An 18,654-nucleotide genomic window follows, 5' to 3' on the forward strand; every position below is an offset into this window, starting at 1 on the left:
ATTATTATCATAATTGCTTATTATTTAGTACTGCAATAATTAACTTTGCGGCGAATAAAAAACTCTAAAAAATAACTATATGGAATACCGGATTGAAAAAGATACAATGGGTGAAGTAAAAGTGCCTGTTGAAGCGTACTACGGCGCACAAACACAACGCAGCATTGATAATTTTAAAATTGCACAGGACATTAACAGAATGCCCAAAGAAATTATCAAAGCATTTGCTTACTTAAAAAAAGCTGCTGCGCTGACCAACTTTGATGCCGGTGTTTTGTCCAAAGAAAAATGCGATTTGATTGGCCAGGTATGTGATGAAATTTTGGATGGAAAATTAGACGCTTATTTCCCGCTGGTAGTTTGGCAAACCGGCAGCGGTACCCAGAGCAACATGAATGTAAATGAAGTAGTGGCTTACCGCGGGCATGTAATCAATGGCGGACAACTGGAAGACAAAGAAAAGTTTTTGCATCCCAATGATGATGTTAATAAATCACAATCCAGCAATGATACATTTCCGACTGCCATGCACATTGCGGCTTATAAAATTTTAATAGAAATCACCATTCCCGGCATTGAAAAATTAAGGGATACACTGGCTGCAAAAAGCAAGGAGTTTATGCAGGTAGTTAAAATAGGGCGTACGCATTTTATGGATGCTACCCCATTAACTGTGGGACAGGAATTCAGCGGCTATGTATCACAATTAAGCCATGGCTTAAAGGCAATTAAAAATACATTGGCTCATTTAAGTGAACTTGCATTGGGTGGCACAGCTGTAGGAACAGGTATTAATACTCCCGATGGTTATTCCGAAAATGTAGCCAAACACATTGCCCAATTAACCGGCCTTCCTTTTATAACTGCAGAAAATAAATTTGAAGCGCTGGCTGCGCATGACGCCATTGTTGAAGCCCATGGTGCTTTGAAAACAGTTGCCGTGAGTTTAATGAAAATTGCGAATGATATCCGTATGTTATCATCCGGTCCACGTTCGGGTATTGGCGAAATTTTTATTCCGGATAATGAACCTGGCTCTTCAATCATGCCGGGTAAAGTAAACCCGACGCAGTGCGAAGCGCTTACCATGATTGCCGCACAGGTAATGGGCAATGATGTTGCAATAGGTATCGGTGGAAGCATGGGCCATTTTGAACTGAATGTTTTTAAACCGGTCATGATCTATAATTTTTTACATAGTGCCCGGCTGATTGGTGATGGCTGTGTTTCATTCAATGATAAGTGTGCTATAGGATTGGCGCCGATTGAAGCCAATATTAAAAAACACGTAGATAATTCACTGATGCTGGTTACTTCATTAAATACAAAGATTGGTTATTACAAGGCCGCTGAAATTGCACAGAAAGCACATAAAGAAGGAACAACATTAAAAGAGATGGCAGTAAAATTGGGCTATGTTACACCGCAGGAATTTGATGAGTGGGTTATACCTGCCAATATGGTTGGAAAGATAAAATAAAACTTCACTTATAACAGTTATACAAAGGCACCCAGGAAGGTGCCTTTGTTGTTATTTCACTGTTTTTAAAAAAATTGTGATCATAAAACTTCTTCTACTAAGATTGACGTGTTGCCCCTACAAAAAAAGCAGTAAAAGTGCTACAATGCAGGCCGGGAAAGAGAAGTATTTTCCCCCTGTCAATATACAAACGAAATAATTTTAACAAATTTCCGTTTCTGTTAGCATCGGGTTCATCATTTTAAAAAATCAGCAATATTATTTTAAAATACCCTTGTTATAATATCCAGCCCTGATACCTATTATGAAACATTTTTACTCACCATTACATATTGCGTTGTTCTTTACCGGGTTATTGTTGTGCATTTTGCAGACAACCTACGGACAACACAATCCATTACTGGGATATGGAAACGGGTATGTTAACGTAACGAAACGAACGACGGGTGGTGCCGTGCAGAAAGGAGATATTCTAGAAATAAGGACCAATTATTTTTTAGGCCCAACTTATAATGCAAGTAATAAAGTCCCTAATGGTAATGCCTATAAAATATGGAATGTAAGATACTATGACAGTGTTCCGTTAAAGACGAGCATGAATACCGGCGCTGCCGACTCCTTACGCCTTATAACAAATGAAGGCCTTACGGTACAAAATTATTCACTCAATGCCGGAGATGATGCAGGAACGTATACTCCAAATCCTAACTCCGGTGAATACCAGGTAAGAATTAACGTTGGTACAACTGCGGGTGATCCAGGTTCTAACCCTGGAAAATTAACCGACAATACAGGGTCAGGTTATATATTGATTGGTGGGTATATACCTAAATTGTTTGGAGGAGCATTATTAACAACGGCATTCAGAGTTAAAGTTACAGGTAATCCCGGCGATACAATAACTTTAGGAGTTGGAAAACTTGTTTACAGAAAAACATCTTCAGGATCGGATACAACTATCAATGCTGTACCCTACAAAATTTATATTGACTCCACTGCAACCGCCTTATGCGGCAATGCCCTCGGTAATAACCTGGCTGTTGAAGCTACCGGCACTTTTGATAGTGGCTATATACAAAACAGAAGTTACGGGCCAGCCTATATAATTCCTAACTACAGCTACCTAGCGGCAAGCCGGTCCGTTGCAATCGGCGATGGATCTTATGCCATCGTAAATAATACAAGCCCTACCGGCAGTACCAATCCAAATGCGAGAATGCAGCCGAACTGTACAGCTATACTACCAATTCCCACAGCCGATAGTTGTGTAAACAGGATGTTTGGCGGTTTTTGGGATATTATGGGCGACCATACCGGTACCAATAATTCTACAGGTAATCCGGCACCGGCGCCAGGCAGCAAGGGTGGTTACATGCTGATGGTAAATGCGGATGTTGTTACAAGCGAAGCATACAGGCAAACTGTGTCAGGTTTATGTCCTGATACTTATTATGAATTCAGTGCCTGGGTAAAAAATATTTGCAGACGCTGCGGAATTGATCAGAATAGTGTGAGCACTTACTCAAGCGGTGTACGGCCCAATCTTACATTTGCTATTAATGATATTGATCTTTATTCAAGCGGGGAACTGGATAGTCTGGGCTGGGTAAAAAAAGGTTTTGTTTTCAAAACAGGACCCGGGCAAACGGCGGCTGTAATTTCCATCCGCAATAATGCTTCCGGTGGTGGCGGTAATGACTGGGTATTGGATGACCTGGCACTCGGTACCTGCGGTCCATCTTCTACTATGAATTACAAACCAATTGCATTGGGTTGCACTACGGGTACACAATTAACTTTTGCCGACACGGTAAGATATTCTTACAACCCAAAATATTCTTACTACAAATGGCAGAGAAGCACAGATGGCGGCGTAACATGGGGTACGCCTCCGCAGGCAACCAGCTCTGGAAACGTGACTATTGGACCACCGGTAAACGGGAAGTATCAATACATTGCCAACTTTGGACCTTTCACCGTGAGTCATTCGGATAGCGGCCATTTGTTCAGGGTTGTGTTGGGTACAAGCGCCGCCAATGTTTCAAGTAGCAACTGTTCTTTTACCGACGGGAATTACATTTTGGTAAAAGTAATTTCCTGTCCGGCAGTATTGGAATCCAATATCATTTCCTTTACAGGTAAACTAAACTACGAGTCTAAAACAGTTTTAACCTGGGTTGTATCAAATGAAATAAACCTTTCCAGGTATGAAATTGAGAAAAGTGCGGATGGGGTTCATTTTGAAAAAGCGACTGAAAAGCCAGCCGGCAATTCAACCACTTTCAATTCTTATTATACCAATGATAATGAAGTAATAAGAGGGGATACCTATTTTCGTTTAAGGCTCCGCAGAACTGACGGTTCGTCTAAATACAGTGAAACAGTCGTAGTAAGTCCTAAACAATCCACTTTTGAAGTGTTGGGATTTAAAAATCCATTTACAGATTTTATCAGTATTAATTATAACCTGCCCAGAGCCGGTGTAGTCAGATTCTATATTACCGATGCGATGGGACAGGGCGTGTATAAGCAGATGATAAATGGCAAAAAAGACCTTAACAATTTTACGCTAAACAATCTTGAGTTTTTAACGCCGGGAATTTACAGTGTGACAATTTATTATGAAAATAGTTCCGTTACCAAACGGATGCTTAAGATGGAATAGTGATTTGAATAAAAAAAATTAAAGCTTTTTATTGTATCTGCACATCATCATTTACGATGGCTCCGGTTTCAACAGTATCTCTGGGTTCAGTAACTGAATTGTGTTGAAAAAAGCGTTTTTGAAAAACCAGTATAGCAATCACCCCGGTTGAGATAGAGGCATCTGCCAAATTAAATATCGGACGAAAGAATTCAAAATCTTCTCCTCCCCAAACAGGCACCCATTTTGGAAAGTGGGTATCCCTGATAATAGGGAAGTACAGCATATCTACCACCTTACCATGTAAAAAGCCGGCATAGCTATGTTTAGGAAAAAGTGTTGCAATATGGTACGCATTACTCTCTTCGAATATCATTCCGTAAAACATACTATCAATCAGGTTACCCAGCGCGCCGGCAAATATCAGTGCTGCACAAACAATAAACCCGCGGTTGTATTTCTTTTTGGTGATGTTGATCAAATACCACACACCAAAAATGACCGCCCCCAATCTAAACAGCGTAAGCAACATTTTACCTGCCTGTCCGCCAAATTTCCATCCATAAGCCATGCCTTCATTTTCAACAAAATACAGTTGAAATGATTTGCCTAACACATTGTGGGATTGGCCTAAATAAAAATTAGTTTTGATATAAAACTTTAATGCCTGGTCTGCCAGTACAACTAAAAAAATGATCAGTGCTGTGTTTCTTAATTTCATAATAGTTGGCAAAGATAATAGTTTGCGATGTAAGGTTTAGCTGAGCTTTTTCATTTAGTTTTTAGAAATCATGCGGTTTTGGAAGCGATGAAACACCGTACAAACTTTACTTTACCTGCCGAAATTCCCATTAATTGTAATGTATTTATTCCTCGAAATAAACCCGTTTAACCCGTTGAGAAATACCAGTTAATATTTCATACGGAATTGTTTTCGACCAGCTGGCAACATCATGTACCGATAAAGGTTCACCAAAAATAATCACTTCATCCCCTTCCGCAACATGGATTCCTGTAATGTCAAGCATCGTCATATCCATACACACTACGCCAATAACAGGCACCAAATTTCCGTTTAGCCACATTTTTCCTTTGCCATTACTTAATGCTCGTGGGTAGCCATCCGCATAGCCGATACGAACGGTAGCAATCACCGAATCTTTTTTGACTGTACCCTTACGGCTATAGCCAACAGTTTCCCCTGCCTTCACATTTTTTATCTGGGATATGGTAGTTTTCAAAGTAGTTACATTTTTTAACTGTTGCTGCATGGCCGGGCTACTGTCTATACCATATAAACCAATACCAAGCCTAACCATATCCAACTGTAAGTTTTTATGCCGGTGAATGGCAGCCGTGTTTCCAATATGCCGTAAGAAAGTGTAACCGGTTATTTTTTGCAATGCATCGCAGCTTTGCAAAAAGAGGTCGGCCTGCGTTTGTGTAAATTCATCCAGTTCTTCTGTATCACTTGCCACCAGGTGAGAAAAAACAGATTGTACTTTAAATGTTGATGATGACTTAAGAAACGCAGATAAGGATTCTATGTCTTTTGCTTCAAACCCGAGACGGTGCATACCCGTATCCAACTTGATATGCACCGGGTAATTTGTAATGCCCGATTGCAGCAAATACCGCTGAAATCCGGTTAATATAGCAAATGAAAAAAGTTCAGGTTCAAGATTATATTGTACCATTAAATCGTACGTTACATCTTCTGCATTCATCACCATAATAGGCAGCGTTATGCCAGCTTTACGCAATTCTACACCTTCGTCAGTATAGGCGACTGCCAGGTAATCTACTTTATGAAACTGCAGTAAGTTTGCAATTTCAAAACTGCCGCTTCCGTAGCTGAAAGCCTTTACCATTGCCATCAATTTTACACCCGGCTTCAATTCCTGCTGATATTGCTTCAGGTTGTGCGTAATGGCATTCAGGTTAATTTCCATCACCGTCTGGTGCACTTTTTCTTCAAGTAAATGACTTAGTTGCTCAAATTCAAAAACTCTTGCACCCTTGAGCAAAATGGTTTCGTTATGAAAATGAAGGGTATAAAATTGCTGCTTAAATTCAGCCGTGGATGAAAAGAAAATTGTCTGTGGAATGTTTTTAAATGCAGCCTGCTGCTTTACAATTTCAGGACCAACACCAATGAACCGGTTGATTTTTTTTTGCTCCAAAATAGCGGCAACGGCGGTGTACAATTCCCGGCCGCTTTTACCCGATTGCAAAATATCACTTAGTATCAATGTACGATTTGAGTGCTGCTGTTGCTGTACTAAAAAATCCAATGCAATGGTAAGCGAATTGATATCTGCGCTGTAACTGTCATTGATTACTGAACAATTATTGATTCCTTTTTTTAACTCCAGGCGCATTTCCACAGAACGCAGCTGAAGCATTTTTTCTGCAATAAGTAGTTCGTCTGTGCTTAAATAAAGCAATACGCACCAGCAGTTAATAGCATTTTCAACCGATGCTTCGTCTGTAAAAGGAATTGCTATTGAAACGGCTTTGCCACTTTTATCATGCCTGTAATCAATAGCTTTTATAGTTGTAAGCCCATTGCTTTTTTCGATGTCGATAATCTGTAAAGCAGCTTTGGCATTTTTGCTCCATGAAAAAAGCTGAAAGTTATCATGACTTCTTACGTTACCCGCAAATGTATTAATGGCATTATTTACGTCCGGGTCATCCGCATTAAAAATCAGCACATCGCTGTGCAGAAATAATTTTAGTTTTTCATTTATTTTTTGCCGCACGTTTAAAAATCCTTCGCTGTGTGCGTCACCGATATTGGTAAATACACCAATGCCCGGAGTTATTATTTTCTCAAGCCGCTCCATCTCATCCGCATGAGAAATACCTGCTTCAAAAATGCCAAGGTCGTGCGCTCCATTTATTTGCCAAACACTAAGCGGAACACCAATTTGGGAATTATAACTTTTAGGGCTTCTTACAATATTGTAATTGTTATGCAGCAATTGATATAACCATTCTTTTACAATAGTTTTACCGTTGCTGCCGGTAATGCCAATAACAGGAAGAGTAAATTGCTTGCGGTGAAATGCAGTAAGTTGTTGCAACGATTGTAACGCATCCCTTACCTGCAAAAAATTGGCTTCGGGATATTTACTTAAGTGATCAGGATTTAGTTGCTGATCGGTTACAAAATTGCGAACTCCTTTTTCATACAATTCGTCTATAAATATAATTCCATTTCTTCTTGGTCCCCCAAGCGTAAAAAATAAAGAAGATGCCGGAAATAATAATTTACGGCTGTCAAGTAAAATATGATCGATGGTTGCAGCGGCATTTTGTTGCACCCAATCGGCTTTAATTATTTGTACTATTTCTGAAATTGAATACAATGAATACTGTATTAAGAATGAATAATAATTATTCCGGAGTTTCCACACTACCGTTTTTTTGCTTATGCCAAACCGAATAAAAAATGGATGAACCTATACAAAAAACAATTACGAGCAATGATACCCAAACAGGGAAATGAATCCACTTTTCGATCAGCATTTTTATGCCTATAAACAACAAAACTACCGCAATACCCTGCTGTAAATAATTAAATTTATTGGCTGCCCCGCGCAATAAAAAAAACAAACTTCGTAAACCCAGTACGGCAAAAATATTCGATGAATAAATCAGCATTTTTTTGCCTGGATCGGGTATAACAGAAAAAACAGCAGGGATAGAATCCAATGCGAACACAATATCAATCAATCCCAGCATAACAACCACCATCGCCAGTTTGGTAAAAAAGAGCCGCCCGCTCTTTACAATAACAAATCTGCCATCCGGCTCTGCATCTGTTGTGCGCATTATTTTTTTAAGTAACTTAAACGCCCAGTTTTTATCCGGTGCAAACTCTTCTTCTTCATTACTGCCAAACATTTTTACACCTGTGTAAACCAAAAAAACGCCAAACACGTACATGATCCAATCGAACCTTGCAACCAGCTCACTTCCTGCCGCAATAAAAATGATCCTGAATATGATGGCCATTAAAATACCGGCCAGCAACACCCTTGAATAATTTTTTTCTTTTACGCCAAAAAAAGTAAAGATGATAATGAAAACAAAGATATTATCTATTGAAAGTGACCACTCCAGCAAATAAGCTGAAAGAAAAGAAATGGCATCTGGTTTTCCGGTACCTCCTTCATTCCTAAACCAGATAAACACACAAAAAGCAAATGACAAAAATACCCAGAAGAGGGTTTGTACAAGGGCCGTTTTAATGGTAATCACCTGGTTTTTTTTACTTAGCAATCCAAGATCAAAAACTAATGCCACTACAATTACCAATGAAAAGACAAGGTATAAAAAGCCAGTATTGCCCATGTTTATTGTTTAGTATATTTTCTTTTTCGCCACCACTGATATCCCAATCCAAAAAGGCATACCAGCAATATTGGAGCCACTATATTAACCAGTTGCCAAAGTGAACGCTGGTCAGTAGTCTTTTTAACGTCCAGTAGCCGAAGGGTATAATCCTTAGCCCGGGCATCCAGAATATTGTTTTTATCTGCAAGGTATTCCGTAGAATTTAAAAAGAAGTCTTTATTGGCGTATTGAATATTGGTGTATTTATTCGTTCCCATAGGCAACGGACCAATTATATCAGATACCTGGTTCAAAACAATATCCGCGTCTGCCACTACTATTACTTTACCGGCTGTTTTACTTTGTCTTAAAAAATTAATGTGATACTCTTTTAAAGTATCTAATTGTGACTGGCTTGCATGATTTGCGAACATGCTGGTAAATTTTCCTTCCAATAAAACAGCCACTGGAATATTTTTACGGTTGAACCTGGCAACATCTTCTACTGTTTGTAAACTATTCAGCTGTATTCTTGCCGGCGTAGGTAACGTATAGGCATTGGCGGAAGATGACAATAAAATCGTTTTTGTAATACCTGCGGCTTCTACTGTATCAATAGAATTGGCAAATTGCCCTACTACGTCTGCCTGGTTTTTTACTATGGCATGTGCTGAACCAGGCTGTAGTAACGGAGCATAGGGCCAGGTCAATAGTTGCTTTTGACTTTTTCCGCCTACCGAACCTACTTCCACCGGGATTTTGTCTGCATGTTTGTCGGCCAGTAAATCGGTATTGATTCTTACACCATATTTAAATAACAAATCATTCAGATTGAGGTCTCTTGAATAAGCTACCAGTTCGCCATTTTGAAGACTGTCACGTTCTGCATACAACACATCCATAAAAAATAATAGTCTGCCGCCGTTCATTACATACTGATCCATTTTAAATTTATCATCATCGGTAAATTTTATTGTAGGTTTTACAATTACTATGGCTGCATATTCAGGACTTAAAAACGGCTGAGTTCTTACATCCACGGTATCTACAATAAAATTTTTACCCAGTGTTTGAAAAACATCATTCACCGGCAAAAATCCAAATGGTGGCTCACCATTGCCATAGGCATACGCAACCACCGGTACGTCTTTTTGAGTTAACTTCTGTATTGCATTGGCAAACTTATATTCCAGCAAAGCCTCTGCACTGTTGAGGGATTGCTTATCCAAAATATCATCCGAATTAAAAACATTTTTTTGTACCTGGCCCTGTAATAAATCTATTGCTACTGACCTGCCTCCATACTGGATGATGGCTCCCGGAAATATCTGACGCTGGGTTTTGCCTTCGCCTTCCTTTACCTGTACCTGCTGGTTGGTTGGCCTTAATCCCATATTAACTAAAGAATCAAATAAATTAGCCTTTGTGGAATCATCCAGCCCTTCACCCGGTATTTCAAATTTGTATTGAATTTTGTTACCGCCATAATTTTTAAAATTCTCCAACAGTTCACGGGTACTGTTCGACAGCTTTTTAAACTCAGATTTTACGTCGCCTGCCAGCAGCACAGTTACATCAACTGTGCTATCCAAATTCCGCAATACTTTTTGTGTAGAAGCTGAAAGCGTAAATCTTTGTTCGTTGGTAAAATCTACTCTGGTATGAAATTTTGACCCCAGCCAATTTATAAAAACGAGCAACAAAATTGTTAAGGGCAACCATGCCTTTGTATTGGCTATTTTTTGCAAAATTGATTTCATGAAGAATTGGCTTATCGTTTACGCAGGTTTTGCACAGTAATTAAAAGAAATAAAAAAATAAGGCTTAAAAAATACAGCAGATCCCTGCTATCCAGTAAACCGCGGCTTATACTGCGGTAATGAAAATCAATTCCTGCCATTTCAATATAGTAATCGGCACTGCCAACAAACATAGGCAATTTGCTAACCGCATTAAATCCAAAGTAAAGCAGCAAACAGGCAAACGCACTTACCAAAAAAGCTACCACCGCATTATTCGTAAAGCTGCTGCAGCAAAGGCTGATGGCCGCAAATACAGCAGCCAGAAAAAAAAGCCCGATATAACTACCAGTTAATCCGCCACTGTCAACAGTTTGTACCGCACTTAAATTTTTTATTGTAAAAACGTAAATAAAAGTTGGTACAATTACAAAAAGTAACACCGCTAAAACAGCTACATATTTTCCTGCTACTATTTGCCAGCGTGACAGGGGTTTAGTCTGTAAAATTTCAAAAGTGCCGGTTTTAAATTCTTCTGCCAGCGAACGCATGGTAAGGGCCGGTACCAAAAAGATCAAAATCCAGGGAGCCAGCTCAAAAAATTTATCCAGCGTAGCATAGCCGAAATCAAAAATATTGCTGTCTTTCAAAACAAATAAAAAAATGCCATTTACAAGTAAAAACATGATAATAGAAATATAACCTGTAAGGCTGCTGAAAAACTGGTGTAATTCTTTTTTACATATACTCAACATAGGCATAAAATTGCTGCAATTTACTACTTAGCCAATTACAAATATTAGTTTTGGTTTTCCTGGATTGGTGAACAACGAATTAATTCATTATGGTGTTTTAACCAGGTTTAATTATTAAAAAAATTAAGCGGCAAAATGAGTCCATAAACGGGGCATATGCCGGGTCATTGAAAATAATTTCAAAAAATATTTTTTTTCGTGCAGCATTTTGTAAAGTCGTCATGTCATTGTAAAAGATAAGCTAATTAACAACTCATTTAAGTTTGTCTTTTTACCCAAAACATACGCTTTTAGAAAACTTGTTTAACCCCCGTTAAACATTTATTCGAAATTACCAGAATAAGTCGTTTACCAAAACCGACTGCACAGTCCCGCTTAACGGCGGGATTTTTTTATGGATTATTATCAAGGCTTCATCTTACCTGAAATCTTCAATATGAAAAAAATCAGTATGATGATGGCAGCTGTTATCCTTGCCGGACAGTTAACTGCTCAAACAACAAAAAAACTGGCACCACCGCCTCCTCCGCCACCGGCAGTTAAAATACAAAAAACACCGCTACCGCCGCCGCCTGCGATCGAGGTTACCAAATTTCAGGCACCACCACCGCCACCTAAACCACCTAAAGTAAAGAAAAAAAAAGTACATTTTGTGCCCCCGAAAATTGTCAGGGAGTCAACAAATTAACCCTTGAAAATAGTACTAATAAAAAGCCCGTTTCTAAATGAAACGGGCTCTTCAATTTTATATAACTTACATCAGACCGCAAAACTTTCACCACAGCCGCAACTTCTGCTAGCATTGGGATTATTAAAGTAAAACCCTTTGCCATTCAATCCATCACTGAATTCAAGCTCGGTATTTACCAAGTATAAAAAACTTTTAAGGTCCGTTACAATTTTAACTCCCTTGTCCTCAAACACCTGGTCCATTGGCTTTTGCTCGTTGTCAAAATCCATTTTATAACTTAAGCCGCTACAGCCCCCACCTACAACACCTACGCGTAAAAAGTAAGACGGATCGCCCGCCAAACCTGCATCAGCCATCAGACTTCCTACCTTTTGTTTGGCTTTGTCGCTAATGTAAATGGAATTTTCCAGCATCTTGGGTTCTTCAACCGTAACGGTTTCAACTGCTTCTTCATTGGGCACCTGCGGACATTCCTCAACTACTGTATCTACAGACTTATTTAAAATATCACTACTCATTCTTAAACTCTTTTAATTACAACTCACCTCCTGTTATTTGAAAACCAGCAGGTTAAATTCTGCATCTTAATGCACTACGCTTTCTTCAAACTTAATTGCTTCTTTGCCGTTCTTTACGCGGTAGTCATTGATAGCTGCTTTAATGGCGTCCTCAGCCAATACTGAACAGTGAATTTTAACGGGTGGAAGATTTAATTCTTCCACGAAATCCATGTTATCAACTGTGAGCGCTTCATCAATACTTTTTCCTTTCAGCCATTCTGTTGCCAAAGAAGAGGAAGCGATTGCTGATCCGCAACCAAAAGTTTTAAATTTAGCATCGGTGATCATACCGGTAGCATCATCTACCTGTATTTGCAAACGCATAACGTCGCCGCATTCAGGAGCGCCTACCAAACCGGTTCCAACACTTTTACTACTTTTATCCAGCGTTCCAACATTTTTTGGATTCTGGTAGTGATCGATTACTTTTTCTGAATATGCCATGGTATTAAATTTTTTAATTTGTTGATTAGTTAATGTGCTAACCCGTTAAATACTGTGAATGCTAAAAATTTGACCTCTCTAATGTGCAGCCCACTCAATTGAATTTAAGTCAATACCTTCCTTATACATTTCCCATAACGGGCTCATTTCTCTTAACTTTAAAACGGTTTCACTTATTGCTTTAATTGTGTAATCAATTTGTTCTTCTGTTGTAAACCTTCCCAAACCAAAACGCAGCGAACTATGTGCCAGATCATCACCTAAACCCAATGCTTTTAAAACGTAAGAAGGTTCCAGTGAAGCTGAAGTGCAGGCTGAACCTGAACTTAGCGCAATGTTTTTATTGAATCCCATCAAAAGGCCTTCACCTTCCACATGCTTAAAAGAAATGTTAGTCACATGTGGCAAACGATGTTCTGTGCTGCCATTAATATAGGCTTCTTCCAACTTCATCAGCTCTGTTTCCAGTTTATCACGCAAAATACTGATGCGCTTTGTATCGGCTTCCATCTCCAAACGGGCCAGTTCGCAGGCTTTACCAAACCCTACAATACCGGGTACATTTAAGGTACCGCTTCTCATACCTCTTTCGTGACCACCACCGTCCATCTGGGCGGTAACTTTTACTCTTGGGTTTTTACGGCGAACATACAATGCACCGATACCCTTAGGGCCATACATTTTATGCGCAGTAAATGCCATCAGGTCAATACCATCTTTTATTACATCCACCGGAATTTTACCTACTGCCTGTACACCATCAGTAAAAAACAAAACGCCGTGTTTTTTTGCGATCGTGCTTATTTCTTTAATTGGTTGAACGGTACCGATTTCATTGTTTGCATACATGATGGCTATCAGAATGGTCGTTGGCTTAATAGCCGCTTCCAGTTCTTTAAGATCAATCAGACCATCTCTTTGCACCTGTAAATAAGTTACTTCTGCCCCATTCTTTTCCAGGTGTTTGCAGGTATCCAGTACTGCTTTATGTTCTGTAGTAGCTGTTATAATGTGATTTCCCTTGCTGGCATACATTTCAAATACACCTTTAATGGCAAGATTATCCGCTTCAGTGGCACCACTGGTAAAAATAATTTCTTTGGGATCGGCGCCTATTAATTTGGCAACCTGTTCGCGGGCGTAATCAACTGCTTCTTCTGCTTCCCATCCAAAAGGGTGGTTACGACTGGCCGCATTACCGAACTGCTCCATAAAATAAGGAGTCATCGCTTCAAATACCCGGGGGTCCATCGGTGTTGTGGCATTATTATCTAAATATATCGGTAGTTTTAACATACATCTTTATTTATCTGTTCAAACATAAAATTACTACAAAAGGTTCTATTTTAGCTTATTCGTAGGTTAACGGAGTCAATAATTTCCCTATTTCACAAACCGCTCACAAGGACCAACACTTTTGATATGCAACAAATAGACCATATTGGCATTGCCGTTAAAAGCCTTGCAACTGCTGTTCCTTTATATGAAAAATTATTAAACAGCTTGTGTTATAAAACAGAAGTTATACCAACAGAAAACGTAACTACCGCTTTTTTTAAAACGGGGGAAACCAAAATTGAACTGCTGGAAAGCAATAGTGACGACGGCGTAATTGCCCGCTACCTTGCCAAAAAAGGAGAAGGTATTCATCATATTGCTTTTGAAGTGGCTGATATAGAGGCCGAAATGGCAAGATTAAAGAGCCTGGGTTTTACCTTACTGAACGAAAAACCAAAACCCGGAGCTGATGATAAACTGGTTTGTTTTTTACATCCAAAAGATACTACAGGTGTTTTAGTTGAGCTGTGTCAGGGGATTCGTTAATAGAGATTTACCATCTTTCGTCACTACCAGACCATTAACTTAGATAAGGGTTTTGTTTTTTCTCTTCCCCTATTGTTGTTGGCGAACCGTGGCCACTGTAGACTATTGTTTCATCGGGCAATGTAAATAATTTTTTACGGATACTGTTAAGCAGGGTTTGATGGCTACCTCCTGGCAAATCAGTGCGGCCGATACTTCTTTGAAATAACACATCACCTCCGATTACAAAATGTTGCTTGCGGCAATAAAAACAGATACTGCCAGGCGAATGCCCTGGCGCCTCTATGATTTCCAGTTCGTCCCCCCCAAGTAAAACCTTATCCCCTTCTTTCAATTCAATGAGTTCCCCGGTATAATTGTCAAAGGGCATATTGTACATTAAACCTGAAGTTGGTGCAAAAGATAAAACAGCTTTTTCCTTTTCATGCAATTGCAGTTTGAGACTATAAGTTTCGGCAACAAACTTGTTACCAAACACATGGTCAAGATGGCAATGAGTGTTTAACAGCATTACTGGTTTAAGCCCTTTTTGTTGTATAAAAGTTTGCAGCGTTTCCTTTTCTTCATCAAAGTAACAGCCCGGATCAATGACGATACATTGTTTAAACTCATTGTATAAAATATACGTATTTTCCTGTATCGGACTAAAAATAAAAGATTGTATCTGCAACATTTAAGATCAATTTAGCTATTAAAGGGATATTTTTATGATTGGTTTGAATAGAGTAATTTTATTAACAAATATCAGATTAAGTATGGCAAAGTTCAGCAGAATATTTTTAATAGTGTGTGGTAGTATACTTTTTGGTTCTTTCATTTCCGCAGCCCAGGTAAATGCAGTTGAGTTTGGAAAAAACAGGGTTCAGTATAAAAAATTCAAGTGGCAATATTATCAAACAAAAAATTTCAATACTTACTTTACTCAAAATGGCCAGGAACTGGCAAAGTTTGTTTTACAGGTGGCAGAAGAAGAGTTGCCAGGCATTGAAACCTTTACCGAATACAGCTTACAGCGCAGGGCCAATATTGTTGTGTACAACGAGTTTGCAGATTTACAACAATCCAATATTGGGTTAAATGCAGACTGGCAATCTACCAGCGGGGGCACCAAACTGGTAAATAATAAGATGGTGGTTTATTTTAATGGCGACCATGCTAACCTGCGGAAACAGATCAAGGAAGGTATTGCCCGCATTTTAACTGACAATGTTTTATTTGGAGAAGACCTGGGCGAAGTAGCCGGAAACCAGGCACTGCTGGATTTACCAAAATGGCTTACAGATGGCTACGTTGCTTATGTTGGTGAAAACTGGAACACAGCATTGGATGATGAATTAAAAAGTGAAATCCTAAGTGGCAATTACAAAAATTTTTACCAGTTTGCTTTTGAAAAACCGGAGTTGGCCGGGCATGCTTTCTGGTATTATATCCAGGAAAAATACAAGAAAGAAAATGTCACGTATTTGCTCTACCTCGCAAGGGTGTATAAAAACCTGAACCGGGCAAGTCAGCAGGTTTGCAAAACAAACTTTAAAGGTGTTCTGAAGGATTTTATGGAGTTTGAAGAAGAAAAATATTACAAGGATATCGCCAAAAGAAAAGCCTATCCTAAAGGAAGTTACATTGAAAGTTTTGAAATCCGCAAAAACAAAGATTACTACCGCATTAATGTAAACCCAAACAAAAAGAACAATTCTTTTGCGGTAGTCGAGTATAAAAAAGGTATCATAAAAGTGAAGCTGAGCGAAGATTTTGATTATACTACACTGCTGCAATATGGCATCCGCAGCTATCAAAACGAAACCAATCCTTATTATCCAATTTTAGCCTGGGATCCAAAGGGGTCAAGACTGACCGTAGTTTACAAACAGGAAGGCAGGATAAAATTATTCGTATACGACCTGGTCACAAGGATTAAAAATCCCAAAATTGATCTTACCGATGAGTTTCAGCAAATACAGGATGTAAAATATATACTTGACAGTAAAACGCTGTTATTAAGCGCCGTAAAAGACGGGCATACAGATATTTTTACCCTTGGTTTGGACAACGAAAAGGTAAAACAAATCACCAATGACGTGTATGATGACCTGGACGCCACTTTTGTTTCGTTTCCGGGCAAACAGGGTATTCTTTTCAGCAGCAACCGGCCAAGTTCCGATGCAAAAACTGCCGACACAGTTTTACCAAGTCATAACCGATACAACATTTTCCTGATTACTAATTTTGGTGTGAAGCCAGAGCTGAACCAGATAACACAGTTATCTAATTTAAAGTACGGCAATGCCCGTTACCCAACGCCTTACAACTCCAACCACTTTACATTTGTTAGTGATGAAAATGGTGTGGGAAACCGTTATGCCGGCTTCTTTACAACCAAGGCTGCAGGCCTCGATACATTGGTATTAATCGGTGATGACATCCTGCGCAATCCATCGGTAAAGGAGGTAGACAGCACATTAAACGTCTACAAAAAAACGGATGTTGATTCTGTAGCAGTGGTAGCTATTTCAACAGATTCTGTGTACACATTTCCCTTAAGCAATTATGAAAGCAGCATTGCCGAAAGCCGGATTGCCGGAGATAATAACCAGGTGAGTGAAGTTACCCGGCAGAGTGATGAAAAGACCTTGTACAAATTAAAGATTGATGAAAACACTTTGCGCCGGCGAAACATAACGGTCCCTCCCACCAGCTATATGAAAAACGTAATTATGGCTGATAAAGTTGCGGCCGGAGAGGGCGACAAATTTGATAAACCACTTGGCATCCCTGGAAAGGATAAAAACAAAAAAGATGTTTTTCAAAATGAATTTGATAATGAAAAGGTGGACAGTAATGCTATACAAAATGTAAATGCCGATAATGAGTCGCGTAAAAACAACGTTTTACAGAAAGCGCAATTATATCCCTACAAGCCTGCTAAATTTTATTCTGATTATGTGGGTGCCAGTTTAAATAATAACCTTTTAATCAACCGCTTTCAGCCCTATGGCGGCGGGCAGGGCCCCATCAATCTTTCATCCAGTACTGTTATAAACGGACTTATAAAAATGGGTACGGCGGAATTAATGGAAGACGTAAAAATCAGCGGTGCATTCAGAATATCTTCCAATTTAAAAGACAATGAATGGCTGATGACCTACCAGAATTACAAAAGAAGGTTCGACTGGGGTGCAACTTACTACCGTAATACAATGACCGGAACAGATCAGACTGGAAATATTCCGTTGAAAGTATATACCAGCCTATACCAGGGGAATGTTGCTTACCCTTTTGATAATTCCAAACGGCTTGCTTTAACACTGGGTATCAGAACAGATAAAACCGTGGCCCTGACAAATTTTTACGATTTTACCTACCCTTATGAATCTTTAAAAGAGCCGGATCAAAAAAGAACATTTGCTACTACCCATTTGGAATATGTGTATGATAACTCTTTAAATCCAACCCAAAACATCTGGAATGGCTTGCGGTATAAAGTTTACATGGACTGGAATACGGACATCAGCAAAGAGAAATTAAACAACGGTAAATATAATTTTAACTGGGGTGCAGATGCCCGTTATTACTATCCTATTTACCGCAACTTTATTTGGGCAGGTAGAGCCGCGGCGGATTTTAGCTGGGGCAATCAAAAAACAATTTACTACCTGGGTGGCGTGGATAGCTGGTTGATGTTTGGCAATAATACAAAATCCGATGGCTCCGATCGTTACTTTAATACACACAATCCACCAGACCCAAATGTTGAATATGCTTTTCAAAGCCTTGCTGTAAACGTACGGGGATTTTTACAAAACGTGGCTAATGGTAACAATGCAGTCGTATTAAACAGTGAATTTCGATTGCCTGTTTTTACAACCTTGTTCAGCCGCCCCATCAACAATGCTTTCCTGCGGAATTTTCAACTGGTTCAGTTTGCTGATTTAGGTTCTGCCTGGAGTGGTGGTTTAAAAGGCATTGGCCGTCCATCAGTAATTTATGGCGTACCGCCAGTACAAATTGAAAAGAAGGCCGGTGGCATCGGACCTTTTGCAGGCGGCTATGGCTTTGGTGCCAGGAGTACTTTGCTTGGATATTTTTTAAAGTTTGATGCAGCCTGGCAAATGAATGGCTTCTTTAAAGGCAAGCCCATTATGTATGTAAGTATGGGACTTGATTTTTAAAACA

At 39.3% G+C, this 18,654-nt stretch carries 14 protein-coding genes; 5 read left to right on the forward strand and 9 right to left on the reverse strand.

Features of this window, described 5'->3' with window-relative positions:
- Window positions 1–79: 79 nt before the first annotated feature.
- Both fumC and QWZ08_RS25110 read left to right on the forward strand, forming a co-directional pair.
- Window positions 80–1,480 (forward strand): class II fumarate hydratase, encoded by a 1,401-nt coding sequence (gene fumC, locus QWZ08_RS25105; RefSeq protein ID WP_290340428.1) that lies wholly within the window; start codon window positions 80–82, stop codon window positions 1,478–1,480.
- 304 nt (window positions 1,481–1,784) lie between these two features.
- The gene (locus QWZ08_RS25110) at window positions 1,785–4,145 is read left to right on the forward strand and encodes a T9SS type A sorting domain-containing protein (protein WP_290340429.1); all 2,361 of its coding nucleotides are present in this window, start codon (window positions 1,785–1,787) and stop codon (window positions 4,143–4,145) included.
- Between the two features lie 28 nt (window positions 4,146–4,173).
- On the opposite strand, the gene QWZ08_RS25115 is transcribed toward QWZ08_RS25110, so the two are convergent.
- The 5 genes from QWZ08_RS25115 to QWZ08_RS25135 all read right to left on the reverse strand — a co-directional run bounded on the left by QWZ08_RS25115 (window position 4,174) and on the right by QWZ08_RS25135 (window position 10,962).
- Window positions 4,174–4,845: a lipoprotein signal peptidase gene (locus QWZ08_RS25115; RefSeq protein ID WP_290340430.1), complete on the reverse strand. Its 672-nt coding sequence runs from the start codon at window positions 4,843–4,845 to the stop codon at window positions 4,174–4,176.
- A gap of 145 nt (window positions 4,846–4,990) precedes the next feature.
- On the reverse strand, window positions 4,991–7,498 hold the full coding sequence (locus QWZ08_RS25120; protein WP_290340431.1) for a bifunctional UDP-N-acetylmuramoyl-tripeptide:D-alanyl-D-alanine ligase/alanine racemase: 2,508 nt from the start codon (window positions 7,496–7,498) through the stop codon (window positions 4,991–4,993).
- Between the two features lie 28 nt (window positions 7,499–7,526).
- The gene (locus QWZ08_RS25125; RefSeq protein WP_290340433.1) at window positions 7,527–8,486 is read right to left on the reverse strand and encodes a TerC/Alx family metal homeostasis membrane protein; all 960 of its coding nucleotides are present in this window, start codon (window positions 8,484–8,486) and stop codon (window positions 7,527–7,529) included.
- Window positions 8,487–8,488: 2 nt separating this feature from the next.
- Window positions 8,489–10,228: a gliding motility-associated ABC transporter substrate-binding protein GldG gene (gene gldG / locus QWZ08_RS25130; RefSeq protein WP_290340435.1), complete on the reverse strand. Its 1,740-nt coding sequence runs from the start codon at window positions 10,226–10,228 to the stop codon at window positions 8,489–8,491.
- A gap of 11 nt (window positions 10,229–10,239) precedes the next feature.
- On the reverse strand, window positions 10,240–10,962 hold the full coding sequence (locus tag QWZ08_RS25135; RefSeq protein ID WP_290340437.1) for an ABC transporter permease subunit: 723 nt from the start codon (window positions 10,960–10,962) through the stop codon (window positions 10,240–10,242).
- 436 nt (window positions 10,963–11,398) lie between these two features.
- Between QWZ08_RS25135 and QWZ08_RS25140 the strand changes: the two genes are divergently transcribed.
- Entirely contained in the window at window positions 11,399–11,650 is a 252-nt protein-coding gene (locus QWZ08_RS25140) for a hypothetical protein (RefSeq protein WP_290340438.1), read from the forward strand.
- Window positions 11,651–11,721: 71 nt separating this feature from the next.
- On the opposite strand, the gene QWZ08_RS25145 is transcribed toward QWZ08_RS25140, so the two are convergent.
- The 3 genes from QWZ08_RS25145 to QWZ08_RS25155 all read right to left on the reverse strand — a co-directional run bounded on the left by QWZ08_RS25145 (window position 11,722) and on the right by QWZ08_RS25155 (window position 13,953).
- Window positions 11,722–12,171, reverse strand: a complete 450-nt coding sequence (locus QWZ08_RS25145) for a HesB/IscA family protein (protein ID WP_353960511.1) — start codon at window positions 12,169–12,171, stop codon at window positions 11,722–11,724.
- Window positions 12,172–12,237: 66 nt separating this feature from the next.
- Window positions 12,238–12,657, reverse strand: a complete 420-nt coding sequence (gene iscU / locus QWZ08_RS25150; RefSeq protein WP_290340440.1) for a Fe-S cluster assembly scaffold IscU — start codon at window positions 12,655–12,657, stop codon at window positions 12,238–12,240.
- Between the two features lie 78 nt (window positions 12,658–12,735).
- The gene (locus tag QWZ08_RS25155; RefSeq protein ID WP_290340443.1) at window positions 12,736–13,953 is read right to left on the reverse strand and encodes an IscS subfamily cysteine desulfurase; all 1,218 of its coding nucleotides are present in this window, start codon (window positions 13,951–13,953) and stop codon (window positions 12,736–12,738) included.
- Between the two features lie 126 nt (window positions 13,954–14,079).
- Here QWZ08_RS25155 and mce point away from each other — a divergent pair, with 126 nt between their 5' ends.
- Window positions 14,080–14,481: a methylmalonyl-CoA epimerase gene (gene mce / locus QWZ08_RS25160; protein WP_290340444.1), complete on the forward strand. Its 402-nt coding sequence runs from the start codon at window positions 14,080–14,082 to the stop codon at window positions 14,479–14,481.
- A gap of 34 nt (window positions 14,482–14,515) precedes the next feature.
- On the opposite strand, the gene QWZ08_RS25165 is transcribed toward mce, so the two are convergent.
- Entirely contained in the window at window positions 14,516–15,154 is a 639-nt protein-coding gene (locus QWZ08_RS25165) for an MBL fold metallo-hydrolase (RefSeq protein ID WP_290340445.1), read from the reverse strand.
- An 82-nt stretch (window positions 15,155–15,236) separates the two neighbouring features.
- Between QWZ08_RS25165 and QWZ08_RS25170 the strand changes: the two genes are divergently transcribed.
- A complete protein-coding gene (locus QWZ08_RS25170; RefSeq protein ID WP_290340446.1) occupies window positions 15,237–18,650 on the forward strand; it encodes a BamA/TamA family outer membrane protein in 3,414 nt (1,137 codons plus the stop codon).
- Window positions 18,651–18,654 lie beyond the last annotated feature (4 nt).

Origin of the sequence: Ferruginibacter paludis (assembly GCF_030409685.1) — a bacterium.
GTDB classification, from domain to species: domain Bacteria; phylum Bacteroidota; class Bacteroidia; order Chitinophagales; family Chitinophagaceae; genus Ferruginibacter; species Ferruginibacter paludis.

Coding starts and splice junctions, on each gene's coding strand:
- fumC (WP_290340428.1), top strand. CDS start 80: ATGGAATACCGGATTGAAAAAGATACAATGGGTGAAGTAAAAGTGCCT.
- QWZ08_RS25110 (WP_290340429.1), top strand. CDS start 1,785: ATGAAACATTTTTACTCACCATTACATATTGCGTTGTTCTTTACCGGG.
- QWZ08_RS25115 (WP_290340430.1), bottom strand. CDS start 4,845: ATGAAATTAAGAAACACAGCACTGATCATTTTTTTAGTTGTACTGGCA.
- QWZ08_RS25125 (WP_290340433.1), bottom strand. CDS start 8,486: ATGGGCAATACTGGCTTTTTATACCTTGTCTTTTCATTGGTAATTGTA.
- gldG (WP_290340435.1), bottom strand. CDS start 10,228: ATGAAATCAATTTTGCAAAAAATAGCCAATACAAAGGCATGGTTGCCC.
- QWZ08_RS25135 (WP_290340437.1), bottom strand. CDS start 10,962: ATGTTGAGTATATGTAAAAAAGAATTACACCAGTTTTTCAGCAGCCTT.
- QWZ08_RS25140 (WP_290340438.1), top strand. CDS start 11,399: ATGAAAAAAATCAGTATGATGATGGCAGCTGTTATCCTTGCCGGACAG.
- QWZ08_RS25145 (WP_353960511.1), bottom strand. CDS start 12,171: ATGAGTAGTGATATTTTAAATAAGTCTGTAGATACAGTAGTTGAGGAA.
- iscU (WP_290340440.1), bottom strand. CDS start 12,657: ATGGCATATTCAGAAAAAGTAATCGATCACTACCAGAATCCAAAAAAT.
- QWZ08_RS25155 (WP_290340443.1), bottom strand. CDS start 13,953: ATGTTAAAACTACCGATATATTTAGATAATAATGCCACAACACCGATG.
- mce (WP_290340444.1), top strand. CDS start 14,080: ATGCAACAAATAGACCATATTGGCATTGCCGTTAAAAGCCTTGCAACT.
- QWZ08_RS25165 (WP_290340445.1), bottom strand. CDS start 15,154: ATGTTGCAGATACAATCTTTTATTTTTAGTCCGATACAGGAAAATACG.
- QWZ08_RS25170 (WP_290340446.1), top strand. CDS start 15,237: ATGGCAAAGTTCAGCAGAATATTTTTAATAGTGTGTGGTAGTATACTT.